Genomic DNA, 15,352 nt, shown 5'->3' on the forward strand with positions numbered 1-15,352 from the left:
GACGGCACCTGTGGCCCGGCAGAGCCGGTTCCACGGTGCCCCTGGATAGAAGTCACCTCCCGCCAACACCTCGTCTTCTTTTCATGTCACTCGCTCTCTCAGTTCCCTCTTCAGTCATCACTGCACCAGCGGCCTCGCTGGCGTGCCAGGCCGCGATTGCGCACGCAGAGGCATTGGGCATACGCATCAACGTGGCCGTGACCGATGCCTCGGGCATCCTCGCTGCCTTCTTGCGCATGCCCCATGCGTTTCTGCACTCCATCGACATCGCGATCGACAAGGCCTACACAGCGGCCAGTTTCGGCTTCCCCACCAGCCAATGGCCTCAAATTTTGGCGAGCGACGAAGCCTTGCGCCTGGGCCTGCCGCAGCGCCCGCGCCTGGTGGTGTTCGGCGGCGGCCTGCCCATCGCCTCCAACGGCGTGCGCCTGGGTGGCATTGGCGTCTCCGGTGGATCCGCCGAACAAGACGAAGCCTGCGCCCGCGCCGGTCTGCAAGCCCTGGGCCTGTGACGCAACGTGTTTACAAAACCACCCAACAAGCTTTTTCCAACTTCCGCACCGCTCCCATGAAACAGTTCCACAACTTCATCAACGGCGAATTTGTCGCCACCGGCAACACCTTTGAGAACCGCAACCCGGCCACCAACGCCGTGGTGGGCCTGGTCCATGAAGCCGGACAGGCCGAAGTCGATGCAGCGGTCGCTGCGGGCCATGCCGCACTCAAGGGCGACTGGGGTCGCATGAGCGTGGTCCAGCGCACCGAGCTGCTGCACGCCGTGGCCGACGAGATCACCCGCCGCTTCGACGATTTTCTGGAAGCCGAACTGGCCGACACCGGCAAGCCGCGCTCGCTGGCCAGCCACATCGACATACCGCGCGGCGCGGCCAACTTCAAGGTGTTTGCCGACATCGTGAAAAACGTGCCGACCGAGAGCTTTCAAATGACCACGCCCGACGGCGGCACCGCCGTGAGCTACGCCCTGCGCTCGCCGCTGGGTGTCGTCGGTGTGATCTGCCCCTGGAACCTGCCGCTGTTGCTCATGACCTGGAAGGTCGGCCCGGCCTTGGCCTGCGGCAACACCGTGATCGTCAAGCCCTCAGAAGAAACCCCCGCCACCGCCACGCTGCTGGGCGAGGTGATGAACGCCGTGGGCGTGCCCAAGGGCGTGTACCAGGTGCTGCACGGTTTCGGCCCCGGCTCGGCAGGCGAGTTCATCACGAAACACCCGCGCGTCAACGGCATCACCTTCACCGGCGAAACCCGCACCGGCGAGGCCATCATGGCCGCTGCCGCCAAGGGCGTGCGCCCCGTGTCTTTTGAGCTGGGCGGCAAAAACGCCGGCATTGTGTTTGCCGATGCCGACTTCGACAAGGCCGTCGCGGGCATCACCCGCAGCGCCTTCGAAAACTGCGGCCAGGTGTGCCTGGGCACCGAGCGCGTCTATGTGCAGCGCCCGATCTTTGACAAGTTCGTGGCCGCGCTGAAGACCAGCGCCGAGGGTCTGAAGGTGGGCCCGTCCGACGAACCCGGCGTGAACCTGGGCCCGCTGATTTCCGCTGAACACAAACAGAAGGTGCTGGGCTACTACGCCAAGGCCCAGGCCGAAGGCGCCACGGTGGTCACCGGGGGTGGCGCGCCCACCATGCAAGGCGCATTCGCCAACGGCCACTTTGTGCAGCCCACCATCTGGACCGGCCTGCCCGAGAGCGCCAGCGTGGTCCGCGAAGAAATCTTCGGCCCCTGCTGCCACATCGCCCCGTTCGACACCGAAGAAGAAGCCATTGCCCTGGCCAACGCCACCGAATACGGCCTGGCCACCACCGTGTGGACGCAAAACCTGGGCACCGCGCACCGCATGGCCGCCGCGATTGAGGTGGGCCTGTGCTGGATCAACAGCTGGTTCCTGCGCGACCTGCGCACCGCGTTTGGCGGCGCAAAAGCCAGCGGCATTGGCCGCGAAGGCGGCGTGCATTCGCTGGAGTTCTATACGGAATTGCGCAACGTGATGGTGAAGCTGTGAACGCCCCGCACAACCCCGAAATAGCCCGCAGCGTGCGCACCGGCGCGTTCAACAGCAACGTGCACGACCTCGGCGCCTCCAAACCGGGCCAGCCGCCGGTGCTGTTCATCCACGGCTCCGGCCCTGGCGTGAGCGCGTGGGCCAACTGGCGCCTGGCGATGCCCGTCATCTCGCAAGACCGCCGCGTCATCGCCCCCGACATGGTGGGCTTTGGCTACACCGACCGCCCGGCCAACATCGCCTACTCCATGGACACCTGGGTGCAGCAGGCGCTGGATCTGCTGGACGCGCTGGAGATTGAACAGGCCGACGTGGTGGGCAACAGTTTTGGCGGTGCGCTCTCGCTGGCGCTGGCCATCCGCGCACCGCAGCGCGTGCGCCGCCTGGTGCTCATGGGCTCGGTCGGTGTGCCGTTTCCCATCACGCCGGGCCTGGATGCGGTGTGGGGCTACCAGCCCTCGCTGGAAGCCATGAAGGACCTGCTCGACATCTTTGCCCACAGCCGCGCCTTGGTTACCGACGAGCTGGCGCAATTGCGCTACCAGGCCAGCATCCGCCCGGGCTTCCAGGAATCGTTCTCGGCCATGTTCCCCGCCCCGCGCCAGCGCTGGGTGGACGCGATGGCCAGCCCCGAAACCGCCATCCGGGCGCTGCCGCACGAAACGCTGGTCGTGCATGGCCGCGAAGACCAGGTGATTCCGCTGCAAACCTCGCTCACGCTGAGCCAGTGGATTCCCAACAGCCAGTTGCACGTGTTTGGCCACTGCGGGCACTGGACGCAGATTGAACACGCGGCGCGTTTTGCGCAGCTGGTCGCCAACTTCCTGGCTGAAGCCGACAACAACCCTCCACACCCCTGACACCATGATCTCCATCGACACCCTCGGCGACGAGCTCTACACCGCCCTGCGCGGCCGCCACACCATCGAACCCCTCTCGGACCGGCACCCCGAACTGACCATCGAGCAGGCCTACCGCATCCAGGAGCGCATGATGCTGCGCCGCCGGCAAGACGGCGAGCGCATCGTCGGCAAAAAGATCGGCGTGACCTCTGCCGCCGTGATGAACATGCTGGGCGTGCACCAGCCCGACTTTGGCTGGCTCACCGACGCCATGATCGTCAACCAGGGCGAGGCCATCGACACGGCCACCCTGATCCAGCCCAAGGCCGAGGGCGAAATCGCTTTTCTCTTGAAGCGCGACCTGATGGGGCCGGGCGTGGGTGTGGCCGATGTGCTGGCCGCCACCGAGTGCGTGATGCCCTGCTTTGAGATCGTCGATTCGCGCATCCGCGACTGGAAGATCAAGATCACCGACACCGTGGCCGACAACGCCTCGTGCGGCGTGTTCGTGCTGGGCGACCGCGCCGTCAGCCCCCTGGACATCGACCTGCACACCTGCGGCATGGTGCTGGAGAAAAACGGCGAAATTGTGGCCACCGGCGCGGGCGCTGCCGCCCTGGGCTCGCCGCTGAACGCCGTGGCCTGGCTGGCCAACACCATGGGCCGCCTGGGCATTGGCCTGAAGGCCGGTGACGTGATCCTCTCGGGCGCGCTCGCCGCCATGTTTCCGGCGCAAAAGGGCGACCACTTCCGCGTGTCCATTGGCGGCCTGGGCGAGTGCTCGGTGCGCTTCAACTGATTTTCCACCGCTCCAAACCCCACACCATGACCCTCGACACCCCCACCATCGACGCCCTGGCAGAACGGCTGGAAAACTGCCAGTTGCAGGTGCACGACACGCACAAAATCACCGACGACTTTCCCGGCATGGACTGGGAAGACGCCTACGCCATCCAGGCCGCCATACTGGCGCGCAAACTCGCCCGCGGGCAGCGCCTCATGGGCCTCAAGGCGGGGCTCACCTCGTTTGCCAAGATGAAGCAAATGGGGGTCAATTCCCCGGTGTTTGGCTTCATGACCGACGACTACGCCGTGCCCCACGGCGGTGAAGCCAAGATGGCCGAACTGATCCACCCCAAGGTGGAGCCAGAAATTGCCTTTGTCACCCAAAAAGCCCTGCGCGGCCCGGGTTGCCACATCGGCACGGTGCTCGACGCCACCGACTTCGTGTTGCCCGGCATCGAAGTGATCGACAGCCGCTACCGCGACTTCAAGTTCGACCTGAAAAGCGTGATCGCCGACAACACCTCGGCCGCACGCTTCGTGGTCGGCGGCAGCCCGGCGCGTGTGAGCGGCCTGGACCTGCGCACCGTGGGCATCGTGCTGGAAAAGAACGGCCTGCCGGTGGCCTTTGGCGCGGGCGCGGCCGTGCTCGGGCACCCCGCCACGGCCATTGCCATGCTGGCCAACCACCTGGGCGCACGCGGGCAAGAAATTCCGGCGGGCACGCTGATTCTTTCGGGCGGCATCACCGAAGCGGTGGCTGTGGCGGCGGGCGACCACGTGAGCCTGCGTGTGCAAGGCATGGGCAGCACCAGCCTGCGTTTCATCTGACTTTTTAAGGAGCATTTCACCCATGCCGTTTGCACAGATTTACATGATCGAAGGCCGTACCGAAGACATGAAACGCGCCGTGATCGAAAAGGTCAGCGCCGCGCTGGTGGAGGCCACCCACGCACCGAAAGAAACGGTGCGCGTCTGGATCACCGAAGTGCCCAAGACCAACTGGGGCATTGCCGGCGTCACCGTAAAAGACCTGGGCCGCTGAGCCACACAAGGACATTGACCATGAGCAAGAAAATCAAATGCGCCCTGATCGGGCCAGGCAACATCGGCACCGACCTGCTGGCCAAGCTGCAACGCAGCCCGGTGCTGGAACCGGTGTGGATGGTCGGCATCGACCCGAATTCCGACGGCCTGAAACGCGCCCGCGAAATGGGCATCAAAACCACCGCCGACGGCGTGGACGGGCTGATCCCGCACATGAAGGCCGACGGCGTGCAGATCGTGTTTGACGCCACCAGCGCCTATGTGCACGCCGAAAACTCGCGCAAAGTCAACGAGCAAGGCGCGATGATGATCGACCTCACGCCCGCCGCCATCGGGCCTTATTGCGTGCCGCCGGTCAACCTGAAACAGCATGTGGGCCAGCGCGAAATGAACGTCAACATGGTCACCTGCGGCGGGCAGGCCACCATCCCCATGGTGTTCGCGGTGAGCCGCGTGCAGCCGGTCGCCTACGGCGAAATCGTTGCCACCGTGTCCAGCAAATCGGTCGGCCCCGGCACGCGCAAAAACATCGACGAATTCACCCGCACCACGGCGGGCGCGGTCGAAAAAGTGGGCGGTGCCAAGAAAGGCAAGGCCATCATCGTCATCAACCCCGCCGAGCCGCCGCTGATCATGCGCGACACGGTGCATTGCCTGGTGGACGAAGCCGCCGGTGCGCCCGACCAGGCCGCGATCACGCAGTCGGTGCACGACATGATCAAAGAGGTGCAGAAGTACGTGCCGGGCTACCGGCTGGTCAACGGCCCGGTGTTCGACGGCCAGCGCGTGAGCGTGTTCATGGAGGTGGAGGGCCTGGGCGACTACCTGCCCAAATACGCGGGCAATCTGGACATCATGACCGCCGCCGCCGCGCGCACCGCCGAGATGTTTGCCGAAGAAATATTGAACGGCTCGCTGCAACTCGACGCCGTCACCGCCTGAAGGAGAAGCCATGAAAAAGATCACCCTGCACGACATGACCCTGCGCGACGGCATGCACCCCAAGCGCCACCTGATGACGCTGGACCAGATGAAAAGCATCGCCTGCGGCCTGGACGCCGCCGGTGTGCCGCTGATTGAAGTGACCCACGGCGACGGCCTGGGCGGCTCCAGCGTCAATTACGGCTTCCCCGCCCACACCGACGAGGAATACCTGGGCACCGTGATCCCGCTGATGAAGCAGGCCAAAGTGTCCGCCCTGCTGCTGCCGGGCATCGGCACCGTCGACCATTTGAAAATGGCCCACGGCCTGGGCGTGCACACCATCCGCGTGGCCACCCACTGCACCGAGGCCGACGTGTCCGAGCAACACATCAGCTACGCACGCGGGCTGGACATGGACACCGTGGGCTTTCTGATGATGGCCCACATGAACAGCCCCGAGGGCCTGGTGAAACAAGCCAAGCTGATGGAAGGTTACGGCGCCAACTGCATCTACATCACCGACTCGGCGGGCTACATGCTGCCGGGCGACGTGAAGGCGCGGCTGCAGGCGGTGCGCGACGCGCTCAAGCCCGAGACCGAGCTGGGCTTTCACGGCCACCACAACCTGGCCATGGGCATCGCCAACAGCATCGCCGCCATCGAATGCGGCGCCACCCGCATCGACGCCGCCGCAGCAGGCCTGGGCGCGGGCGCGGGCAACACGCCCATGGAAGTGCTGGTCGCCGTGCTCGACCGCATGGGCCCGAGCCTTGGAGTAACCACCGGCGTGGACGTGTGGAAGATCCAGGACGTGGCCGAAGACCTGGTGGTGCCGATCATGGACTTCCCGATCCGCATCGACCGCGACGCACTCACGCTGGGCTACGCCGGTGTGTACGGCAGCTTCCTGCTGTTCGCCAAACGCGCCGCCGTGAAATACGGCCTGTCGGCCCGCGACATCCTGGTCGAACTGGGCCGCAAGAAAATGGTCGGCGGGCAGGAAGACATGATCGAAGACACGGCCATGACGATGGTGCGGGAGCGGAACCAGGTGTGCCAGCAACGTTCCGCCTGATCCGTCGATTCAGTGCATTGACTCTTGCGGATGAACGTTCTTCCGCACACCTGCGCCACTTGGCAGACTGGACGCCTGAAAACAAGGGCGCAGGGTCTTTGAAGGAGACAGAACATGACCGACCCGATCCGCACCACCCTGCATCGCGACCTCAGTCGCCGCCGACTGCTGACTTCGGCGGTCGCGGCGACCAGCCTCCAATGGATGAGCAGACCCACACATGCAGCCAACGATCAGGTGATCAAAGTCGCCTGGGTCAGCCCCCAGACCGGCACCCTCTCCTCGTTCGGAGTCACTGATCAGTTCGCGCATCAGCTGCTCGCCCCCGTGCTGACAGCCGGCCTCGACGGACCGGGTGGCGTGCGCCGCCGCATCGAGGTCACGCTGCATGACGCGGCATCCACATCCGCAAGGGCGCAGACACTGACCCGCGACCTTGTGAATGCTGGCGTCCATATGGTGCTGGCCACGGCCACACCCGAGATCGTCAATCCGGTCTCCGACGTGTGCGAGCAGGCCGGCGTGCCCTGCGTGTCGAGCATCGTGCCGTGGCAGGCATGGTTCCTGGCACGCGGGGGCGATCCGGTCAAAGGGTTCAACTGGACCTACCACTTCTTTGCCGGACTGGAGGACTTTGCCGATGTGTACAGCTCACTCCAGTCGAATGCCAAGTTGGGCAACCGCTCCGGGGGCCTCTTTGGTGACGATATCGACGCAGACGCCTTTCTCAACGCATTTCCACCTGCTTTCGCCAAGAGAGGCATCGAACTGGTGGTGCCACGACGCGTCAGCCTGGCAAACCCGGATTGGGAAAGCGTGGCGGTCAAGCTGAGGGATACCGGGATTCGGATGGTGACAGGTGTATTGCCTCCGCCAGTGACCGTTGCCTTCTTCAAGGCCGCCGAAAAGGTGGGCTACCGCCCGGAGATGGCGTCCATCGCCAAGGCCTTCCCTTTTCACGAGACCGTCGAGCAAGTACACCGGAAAGGCCTGACCCTGACGAACGAGGTGTGGTGGTCGCCGGCCTGGCCATTCAAGTCGTCATTGACAGGAACCACTGCTGCGGCGCTTGTCAGGCAATATGAGGCACACACCGGCAGACCATGGTTGCAGACGTTGGGGTTCTCCCACGCGTTGATGGAAGTGGCTGCGGAAGTAGGTCGGTCCGCCGAGCAACCAGATCGGGCCGCCATCCGGAATGCCCTGCGCAGGATGCGCGTCCACACTGTTGTTGGCCCTGTCAACTGGCGCGACCGCCATCCGAACCAGAATGTCTGCACAACACCCGCCGTGGGTGGGCAATGGACGCACTCCCCCCAAGGGCGCTGGAACCTCGAAGTGGTTGACAACGCCCGCTCTCCGTTCATACCTCAGACCGCCCGCCTGACAACGTCCTGATTTCACCGTCTTTCCCAACCGACAGCGTCCACGCCATGCCCTTTGCACAAATCTACATGCTTGAAGGCCGCACCCCGGAACAGAAGAAGGCCGTGATTGAACAAGTCACCCAGGCGCCGCACGAGGCCACGGACGCGAAGAGGGAGACCATTCGTGTCTGGATACATGAGATGCCCAAGGAAAACTGGGGCATCGCCGGGGTCAGCGCCGAAGACCTGGGGCGCTAGGGGCCGCGCCATGACCGTGCCCAGCGCCGTGGCCCAGTCCGCCGAAGCGATCTGGGCTGCCCGCCAAGCCGGGCTCACCCTGGACGCCGAGGCCACCATCGGCTCGCCCGAACTCGCCACCGCCTACGCCATCCAGCTCGCGCTGCTCGCGCTGCGCCTCGCCGCCGGCGAGCGCGTGGTCGGCTGGAAGCTGGGCTACACGGCCGAGGTGATGCGCCGCCAGATGGGCATCGACCGGCCCAACATCGGGCCGCTGACCGACTGGATGCTGCTCAAGTCAGAAGACCTGGTGTCGGATCGGTTCGTGCAGCCCCGGGTCGAACCCGAGATCGGGCTGCGCCTGCACACCGCCCTCGACGCGCGGCGCGCGCCCGTTGACCGCCACACCGTGGCCGCCGCCGTGGAAGGCGCGTACGCCTGCCTCGAAGTCGTGCACTCCACCTGGACCGGCTACCGCTTCAACCTCGCGCAGAACACCGCCGACAACGCCTCGGCCGGCCAGGTCGTTGTCGGGCCGCGCCTGCCCGTGACGGACCTGATGGCGCTCGACACCGTGAGCGTCCGGTTGTCCGACGGAGCGCAGACGCTGGACCATGGCGTGGGCGCTGACGCGGATGGCCACCCACTGGACGCGCTCGTTCGCCTCGCCAGAGAACTGGCGCGCATCGACCGACGGCTTGAGCCCGGCGACCTGGTCATCACCGGTGGGCTCACAGCGGCTCACCCTCTGGCGCCTGGCGATCGTCTGTTGGCCCGGTTCTCGGCCGGCGACACCGGGTCGATCAACGTGTCTGTCCGCCGAAGGAGCGATGGCTCCTGGCAGTGGTTTCCTTGCTTCTACCCCTCACCCGATACAACCCGTCCATGACACCTCTGTTCGCGGAATCTGATCAATACCTGGTCGGCTCGGTCGCGCTCCACCAGACGGACACGCTTCAATCGCAGCGGGAGAAACTCGCCCGCATCGTCCTGGACTCGATGTACCAGTTCGTCGGTCTGCTCGATGCCAACGGGCGGACGCTGGAAATCAACCGGGCCGCGCTCGAAGGCGCCGGCGTGTCGCTCGCCGACATCCGTGGCAAACCTTTCTGGGAAGCGCGCTGGTTCCAGGTGTCGCGCGAGACGACCGAGTTGCAGCGCGACTTCATCCGCCGCGCCCGGGGCGGCGAGTTCATTCGCTGCGACCTTGAGGTCTATGGCCAGGCGGCAGGCGACGAGACCATCGTGGTCGACTTTTCGCTGCTGCCCGTGAAGGACGAGCGGGGCGAGGTGGTCTTCCTGCTCGCCGAGGGTCGCAACATCACCGCAAAGAAACGCGCCGAGGACGAGATTGCGCGAAAGAACGCCGAACTCGAAAGCCTGCTCGAGCGCATCCGCCTGCTCGACCAGCAGAAGAACGACTTCTTCGCGAACGTCAGCCATGAACTGCGCACGCCGCTGGCCCTGATCCTCGGGCCCGCCGAAGAGCTGCTGGCCTCGGGCGCCAACCTGTCGGCGCAGCAGCGGCGCCAGCTTGGCGTGATCCAGCGCAACGCCACCGCGTTGCTCAAGCATGTGAACGATCTGCTGGATCTCGCCAGGCTCGACGCCCAGCGGATGGACCTGCACCACACCCGCATCGATCTGGCGGCGCTGGTGCGCGAACACGCCGAGCAGTTTCATGCGGTGGCGCCACAGCTGGACCTGAGCTATGTGATCGCCACGCCCCCGTCGCTGCACGCCACCCTTGACCAGGACAAGACCGAGCGCATCCTGCAAAACCTGCTGTCCAACGCCTTCAAGTTCACGCCACCGGGTGGGCGGGTGCGCTGCGCGCTCGAGAGAACCGGCAACAACCGCTGCCTGATCACGGTGCAGGACTCCGGGCCGGGCGTGGCGCCTGAGATGCGACAGCTGATCTTCGAGCGCTTTCGCCAGGGACAGACCGGCACCACCCGCAACTTCGGCGGTACCGGCCTGGGGCTGGCGATTGCCAAGGAGTTCACCGAGCTGATGCACGGCTCCATCACGGTCACGGCCGCCGCCGGTGGCGGCTCGCTGTTCCAGGTCGAGCTGCCCCTGGAACCACCCGGCGAAGTCGCGCTGCACGCGGCGGTTTCACCGGCGCGCGCGCTCCCGAAGCCTGCCCTCAACACCGCGCTGGCCGAGCTCACCCCGCCCAACGAAGCAGGTCCGATGGACCGGGCACCCGCCGGCGCGCCGCGCATCCTGGTGGTGGAGGACAACCCCGAGATGCGGCGTTTCGTCTGCGATGCGCTGAGCACCGAATTCAACGTCGTCGCGGCGCCCGACGGCGAGGCCGCCCTCGAGATCGCGCTGGCCTGCCCTCCCGACCTGCTGGTGACCGACCTGATGATGCCGCGCCTGGGCGGCGACAGGCTGGTGGATGCCCTGCATGCCACACCGGGGCTGAAAGACCTGCCCGTGCTGGTGCTGTCCGCCAAGGACGATGCGACCCTGCGGGCGCGCCTGCTCGCCAGCGCGGCGCAGGACTACGTGACCAAACCGTTCTCGTCCCAGGAGCTGCGTGCGCGTGTGCGCAACCTGACCACCATGAAGCTGGCCCGCGACGGTCTGCAGCGCGAGTTGCTGTCTCAGAGCAGCGACCTGGCCGGACTGACCCGCAGCCTGATCGAGAACCGACGCGCCCTGCAGGCCTCCGAGCACCGCTGGTGGGCGATTTACGAGCATGCGCCGGTGGGCATCGCCCTGATCGATGCCGGTGGCGGCTTCCAGGCGGCCAACCCGGCGTTTCGCACGATGGTGGGCTACACCGGCGACGAGCTGATGGCGCTCCATCTGTCACGGGTCACGCCGGTGGAAGACCGCGCCGCCGCCCTGCGCCGTCTGGCGGGCCTGCTCAACGGCGAGGTCGACACCCACCACGTGCAGCGGCGGTTCCAGCGCAAGGACGGCGCCATGGTGTGGGCCGTCACCAGCGTGTCGCTGGTGCCGGGCGCCCCCGGTGATGAGCGCTTGCTGGTGCTGGTGGCCGCCGACATCACCGAGCAGCGGCACGCCGAACAGTCGCTGACCCGGGCGCGTGGTGAGCTGGCCCGGTTCGCTCGGGTGAGCACGCTGGGCGAGCTCACCGCTTCGATCGCGCACGAAGTCAATCAGCCCCTGGCCGCCATCGTGGCCAACGGCCATGCCAGCCTGCGCTGGCTCGAAGCGGCTCCGCCCAACGAGCCCGAAGCCAAGGCCGCTCTGGGCCGCATCGTCCGGGACGCCAACCGCGCGGGTGACGTGATCACCCGCATCCGGCGCTTCGTGCAACGCCACGAAACCCAGCACACGGCGCTCGACATCAACGAAGCAATCCGTGACGTGCTGGAACTGGTGCGCAGCGAAGCGCAGGCGCGACACATCGACATCGTGCACTTGGACACGGCCCCGTTGCCCGAGGTGTTGGCCGACCGCATCCAGCTGCAGCAGGTGATCCTGAACCTGGTGATGAACGGCCTGGAGGCCATGGCCTGCGGTGGTGGCGGCCACCAAGGCACACTTCAGATCGTGGCCCACCTGGAAGCCAACGGGGTGCAGGTGGACGTGATCGACAGCGGCAGCGGCATCGCCCCGGCCATCAAGGACAAGTTGCTCGACGCCTTCCAGACCACCAAGGCCGGCGGCATGGGCATGGGCTTGGCCATCAGCCGCTCGATCGTCGAATCGCACGGTGGCAGCCTCTGGTACACGCCCAACCCCGGGCCGGGCGTGACCTTCAGTTTCAGTCTACCCGTGGCGTCGCAGGACAGCGCATGGTGAGTCCACGCAACGCCCTGGTGCACGTGGTCGATGACGACCTGTCGATGCGCGAGGCGGTCAGCAGCCTGCTGCGCTCGTTCGGTCTGCGCGTGGAGACCTACGCCCTGGCCACCGACTTCCTGAACCACTATGTGCGCTCGAAGCGCGAGCCCGAGTGCCTGGTGCTGGACGTGCGCATGCCGGGTCTGAGCGGGCTGGAGCTGCAGCGCCAGTTGCAGCCTCTGCATCACCACCTGCCCATCGTCTTCATCACCGCTCACGGCGACATCCCCATGACCGTGCGCGCGATGAAGGCCGGTGCCATGGAGTTTCTGCCCAAGCCCTTTCGCGACGAAGACCTGCTGAACGCCATCGAGGCCTCGCTGGAGCGCTCCCAAGCCGCGCTGCGCGAACATGATTCCATCCAGGTGCTCAAGGACCGGCATGCCTCCTTGACACCGCGCGAACACGAAGTGCTCACCCTGCTCGCGCAGGGCCTGCGCAACAAGCAGACCGCCGACCGCATGGGCATCAGCGAGGTTACGGTGAAGGTGCACCGCCACAACCTCATGGAGAAGATGCAGGCCACTTCGGTGCCCATGCTGATCGGCATGCTGGAGCGTCTGCGCAGCGCGGCTGGAGAGCTCCCGGAGACGGCGGTCCGAGGGAATTCCCTAGGCGCCAAATAAACCAAAGTCCAATGGTGCAAGAGCGGTGTGCTCCCTACAGTTGCTGATGTGACAGCGGCCTTCTGTCCCGCAAGCGGACCGGCCCTGAAAGCACCCACTTCAACAACGACTGGAGACAAACCATGGCCTTGCTGGAACGCAGCGAGTGGTACGACATTGCGCGCACCACCAACTGGACGCCGACCTACGTCAGCGATTCCGAACTCTTCCCCGACCTCATGACCGGTGCGATGGGCGTACCGATGGAACAGTGGACGTCGTACGACGAACCCTACAAGACGTCCTACCCCGAGTACGTCAAGATCCAGCGCGAGAAGGACGCGGGAGCCTACTCGGTCAAGGCAGCGCTGGAGCGCAGCCGGATGTTCGAAGAGGCCGATCCGGGCTGGCTCTCGATCCTGAAATCGCACTACGGTGCGATCGCACTGGGCGAGTACGCTGCCATGAGCGCCGAGGCCCGCATGTGCCGTTTCGGCCGTGCCCCGGGCATGCGCAACATGGCCACCTTCGGCATGATGGACGAGAACCGCCACGCGCAGATCCAGCTGTATTTCCCGCACAGCTATTGCGCCAAAGACCGGCAGTTCGACTGGGCCCACAAGGCGTACCACACCAACGAGTGGGGTGCCATCGCCGCCCGCCACGCCTTTGACGATCTTTTCCTCTCGCGCAGCGCCACCGACATCGCGGTGATGCTGACCTTCGCGTTCGAGACCGGCTTCACCAACATGCAGTTCCTGGGTCTGGCGGCCGACGCGGCCGAGGCCGGTGACTTCACCTTCTCCAGCCTGATCTCGAGCATCCAGACCGACGAGTCGCGCCACGCGCAGATCGGCGGGCCCGCGCTGCAGATCCTGATCGCCAACGGCCGCAAGGAAGAGGCGCAGAAACTGGTCGACATCGCGATAGCGCGCGCCTGGCGGCTGTTCAGCCTGCTGACCGGCACCGCCATGGACTACGCCACGCCGCTGCACCACCGCAAGCAGTCGTTCAAGGAGTTCATGCGCGAGTGGATCGTGGGCCAGTTCGAACGCTCGCTGCTCGACATGGGCCTGGACCTGCCCTGGTACTGGGACCAGATGATCAACGAGTTCGACTACCAGCACCACGCCTACCAGATGGGCATCTGGTTCTGGCGCCCCACGCTGTGGTGGAACGTCGCCGCCGGCGTCACGCCCGACTGCCGCGACTGGCTCGAAGAAAAGTACCCCGGCTGGAACGACAGCTTCGGCCAGGCCTGGGACGTGATCATCGACAACCTGCTGGCCGGCCGCACCGAGCTGACCTACCCGGAGACGCTGCCCATCGTCTGCAACATGAGCCAGATCCCGATCTGCGCCATCCCCGGCAAGGGCTGGAACGTCAAGGACTACCCGCTGGACTACAAGGGCCGCACCTACCACTTCAACTCCGAGATCGACCGCTGGGTGTTCCAGCAGGACCCGGTGCGCTACCGCGACCACCTCTCGCTGGTCGACCGCTTCCTGGCCGGCCACATCCAGCCGCCGAATCTGGGCGGGGCACTGCAGTACATGAGCCTCGCCCCCGGCGAGATCGGCGACGACGCGCACCAGTACGCCTGGGTCGCGGCCTACCGCGACAAATGGGCCGAGAAAAAGGCCGCCTGAACCCACCGAACCCGGAGACACCCATGGCCCTCTTTCCCGTGATTTCCAACTTCCAGTACGACTTCGTGCTGCAGCTCGTTCCGGTGGACACCGAGAACACCATGGACGAAGTGGCTGCTGCCGCCGCCCACCACTCGGTGGGGCGGCGCGTGGCACCGCGGCCCGACAAGGTGGTGCGCGTGCGCCGCCAGGGCAGCGACAGTTTCTACCCGCGCCAGGCCAAGCTCAGCGAGACCGACATCAAGCCGATGGAGGCCCTTGAGTTCATCTTCTGCGACAGCTGAAGGGACCACACATGACGTTCCACAAAGTCTGCACGCTCGACGACGTCTGGGAAGGCGAGATGACCGAGGTCGAGATCGGTGAACACGAGGTGCTGCTGGTCGGCGTGGAGGGCGGCGAGGTGCGCGCTTTCCAGTCCGTCTGCCCGCACCAGGACATTCCCCTGTGCGAAGGCAAGTTCGACGGCAAGGTGCTGACCTGCCGCGCGCACCAGTGGACCTTCGACGCCCGCACCGGCCAGGGCCTGAACCCCGGCGACTGCAAGCTGGCGACCTACCCGGTGCGCATCGAAGGCAACGACGTGCTGGTGCAGGTCGAGGGCATGACGCCGCTGTTCGCCCATTCCTGAAGCCCCCATTCCTGAAAGACACCCCATGAGCGATACCACCACCGCCGAGGCCTACCGCAACAACCGCGTCGGCCCCGTGCTGCGCGCCAGCCCGCTGACCGCCGCCGTGATCGAGGCGGCCGAAGAAGACAACCCCGACAAGACCATCCGCGTCGACGACAAGGTCGCCTATGTGCGCATCGACTGCGAAGGCGAGCTGATCCTGCGCCGCGAGACGCTGGAGCGCGCGCTGGGTCGGCCCTTCCGCATGTCTGAGCTCGAGGTCGAACTCGGCTCGTTCGCCGGCCGCATCGAGACCACCGAAGAGCAGGTGCGCTTCTATTTCAACAAGACGTTCTGAC

The 15,352-nt window shown here is 65.7% G+C and carries 17 protein-coding genes; all 17 read left to right on the plus strand.

The window, feature by feature from the left end:
- Positions 1 to 83 precede the first annotated feature (83 nt).
- The 17 genes from Q7J58_RS12525 to Q7J58_RS12605 all read left to right on the plus strand — a co-directional run bounded on the left by Q7J58_RS12525 (position 84) and on the right by Q7J58_RS12605 (position 15,351).
- A complete protein-coding gene (locus Q7J58_RS12525; RefSeq protein WP_304828345.1) occupies positions 84 to 512 on the plus strand; it encodes a heme-binding protein in 429 nt (142 codons plus the stop codon).
- Between the two features lie 56 nt (positions 513 to 568).
- Positions 569 to 2,023, plus strand: coding sequence for a 2-hydroxymuconic semialdehyde dehydrogenase (locus tag Q7J58_RS12530; protein ID WP_304828348.1), 1,455 nt, complete (start codon positions 569 to 571; stop codon positions 2,021 to 2,023).
- Positions 2,020 to 2,883 (plus strand): alpha/beta hydrolase, encoded by an 864-nt coding sequence (locus Q7J58_RS12535; RefSeq protein ID WP_304828351.1) that lies wholly within the window; start codon positions 2,020 to 2,022, stop codon positions 2,881 to 2,883. The genes Q7J58_RS12530 and Q7J58_RS12535 overlap by 4 nt, the downstream gene beginning before the upstream one ends.
- 4 nt (positions 2,884 to 2,887) lie before the next feature.
- Positions 2,888 to 3,664, plus strand: a complete 777-nt coding sequence (gene dmpE, locus Q7J58_RS12540) for a 2-oxopent-4-enoate hydratase (protein WP_304828354.1) — start codon at positions 2,888 to 2,890, stop codon at positions 3,662 to 3,664.
- Positions 3,665 to 3,690: 26 nt separating this feature from the next.
- Positions 3,691 to 4,479 (plus strand): 2-oxo-3-hexenedioate decarboxylase, encoded by a 789-nt coding sequence (gene dmpH, locus Q7J58_RS12545; RefSeq protein ID WP_304828357.1) that lies wholly within the window; start codon positions 3,691 to 3,693, stop codon positions 4,477 to 4,479.
- A 22-nt stretch (positions 4,480 to 4,501) separates the two neighbouring features.
- Positions 4,502 to 4,693, plus strand: coding sequence for a 2-hydroxymuconate tautomerase (locus Q7J58_RS12550; protein ID WP_304828360.1), 192 nt, complete (start codon positions 4,502 to 4,504; stop codon positions 4,691 to 4,693).
- 20 nt (positions 4,694 to 4,713) lie between these two features.
- Positions 4,714 to 5,637, plus strand: coding sequence for an acetaldehyde dehydrogenase (acetylating) (locus Q7J58_RS12555; RefSeq protein ID WP_304828363.1), 924 nt, complete (start codon positions 4,714 to 4,716; stop codon positions 5,635 to 5,637).
- A gap of 10 nt (positions 5,638 to 5,647) precedes the next feature.
- Positions 5,648 to 6,694, plus strand: a complete 1,047-nt coding sequence (gene dmpG / locus Q7J58_RS12560; protein ID WP_304828366.1) for a 4-hydroxy-2-oxovalerate aldolase — start codon at positions 5,648 to 5,650, stop codon at positions 6,692 to 6,694.
- A 114-nt stretch (positions 6,695 to 6,808) separates the two neighbouring features.
- Positions 6,809 to 8,092, plus strand: coding sequence for an ABC transporter substrate-binding protein (locus Q7J58_RS12565; RefSeq protein ID WP_304828369.1), 1,284 nt, complete (start codon positions 6,809 to 6,811; stop codon positions 8,090 to 8,092).
- A 35-nt stretch (positions 8,093 to 8,127) separates the two neighbouring features.
- Positions 8,128 to 8,319, plus strand: a complete 192-nt coding sequence (locus tag Q7J58_RS12570; RefSeq protein WP_304828372.1) for a 2-hydroxymuconate tautomerase — start codon at positions 8,128 to 8,130, stop codon at positions 8,317 to 8,319.
- Positions 8,258 to 9,187 carry a fumarylacetoacetate hydrolase family protein gene (locus Q7J58_RS12575; protein ID WP_304828375.1) on the plus strand — a complete coding sequence of 310 codons (930 nt, stop codon included), beginning with the start codon at positions 8,258 to 8,260 and terminating at the stop codon, positions 9,185 to 9,187. The genes Q7J58_RS12570 and Q7J58_RS12575 overlap by 62 nt, the downstream gene beginning before the upstream one ends.
- Entirely contained in the window at positions 9,184 to 12,084 is a 2,901-nt protein-coding gene (locus Q7J58_RS12580) for an ATP-binding protein (RefSeq protein ID WP_304828378.1), read from the plus strand. Before Q7J58_RS12575 ends, Q7J58_RS12580 begins: the two co-directional genes overlap by 4 nt.
- Entirely contained in the window at positions 12,078 to 12,752 is a 675-nt protein-coding gene (locus Q7J58_RS12585; protein WP_304828381.1) for a response regulator transcription factor, read from the plus strand. The genes Q7J58_RS12580 and Q7J58_RS12585 overlap by 7 nt, the downstream gene beginning before the upstream one ends.
- Before the next feature lie 122 nt (positions 12,753 to 12,874).
- Positions 12,875 to 14,380 carry a toluene monooxygenase gene (locus Q7J58_RS12590; protein ID WP_304828383.1) on the plus strand — a complete coding sequence of 502 codons (1,506 nt, stop codon included), beginning with the start codon at positions 12,875 to 12,877 and terminating at the stop codon, positions 14,378 to 14,380.
- 23 nt (positions 14,381 to 14,403) lie between these two features.
- A complete protein-coding gene (locus Q7J58_RS12595; RefSeq protein WP_304828386.1) occupies positions 14,404 to 14,664 on the plus strand; it encodes a toluene-4-monooxygenase system B family protein in 261 nt (86 codons plus the stop codon).
- Positions 14,665 to 14,675: 11 nt separating this feature from the next.
- Complete coding sequence (locus Q7J58_RS12600; protein WP_304828388.1) at positions 14,676 to 15,011, plus strand: Rieske 2Fe-2S domain-containing protein; 336 nt, start codon at positions 14,676 to 14,678, stop codon at positions 15,009 to 15,011.
- A gap of 25 nt (positions 15,012 to 15,036) precedes the next feature.
- Positions 15,037 to 15,351: an MmoB/DmpM family protein gene (locus tag Q7J58_RS12605; protein ID WP_304828391.1), complete on the plus strand. Its 315-nt coding sequence runs from the start codon at positions 15,037 to 15,039 to the stop codon at positions 15,349 to 15,351.
- Position 15,352 lies beyond the last annotated feature (1 nt).

This window comes from Hydrogenophaga sp., from assembly GCF_030656115.1.
In the GTDB taxonomy this organism is placed as follows: domain Bacteria; phylum Pseudomonadota; class Gammaproteobacteria; order Burkholderiales; family Burkholderiaceae_C; genus Hydrogenophaga.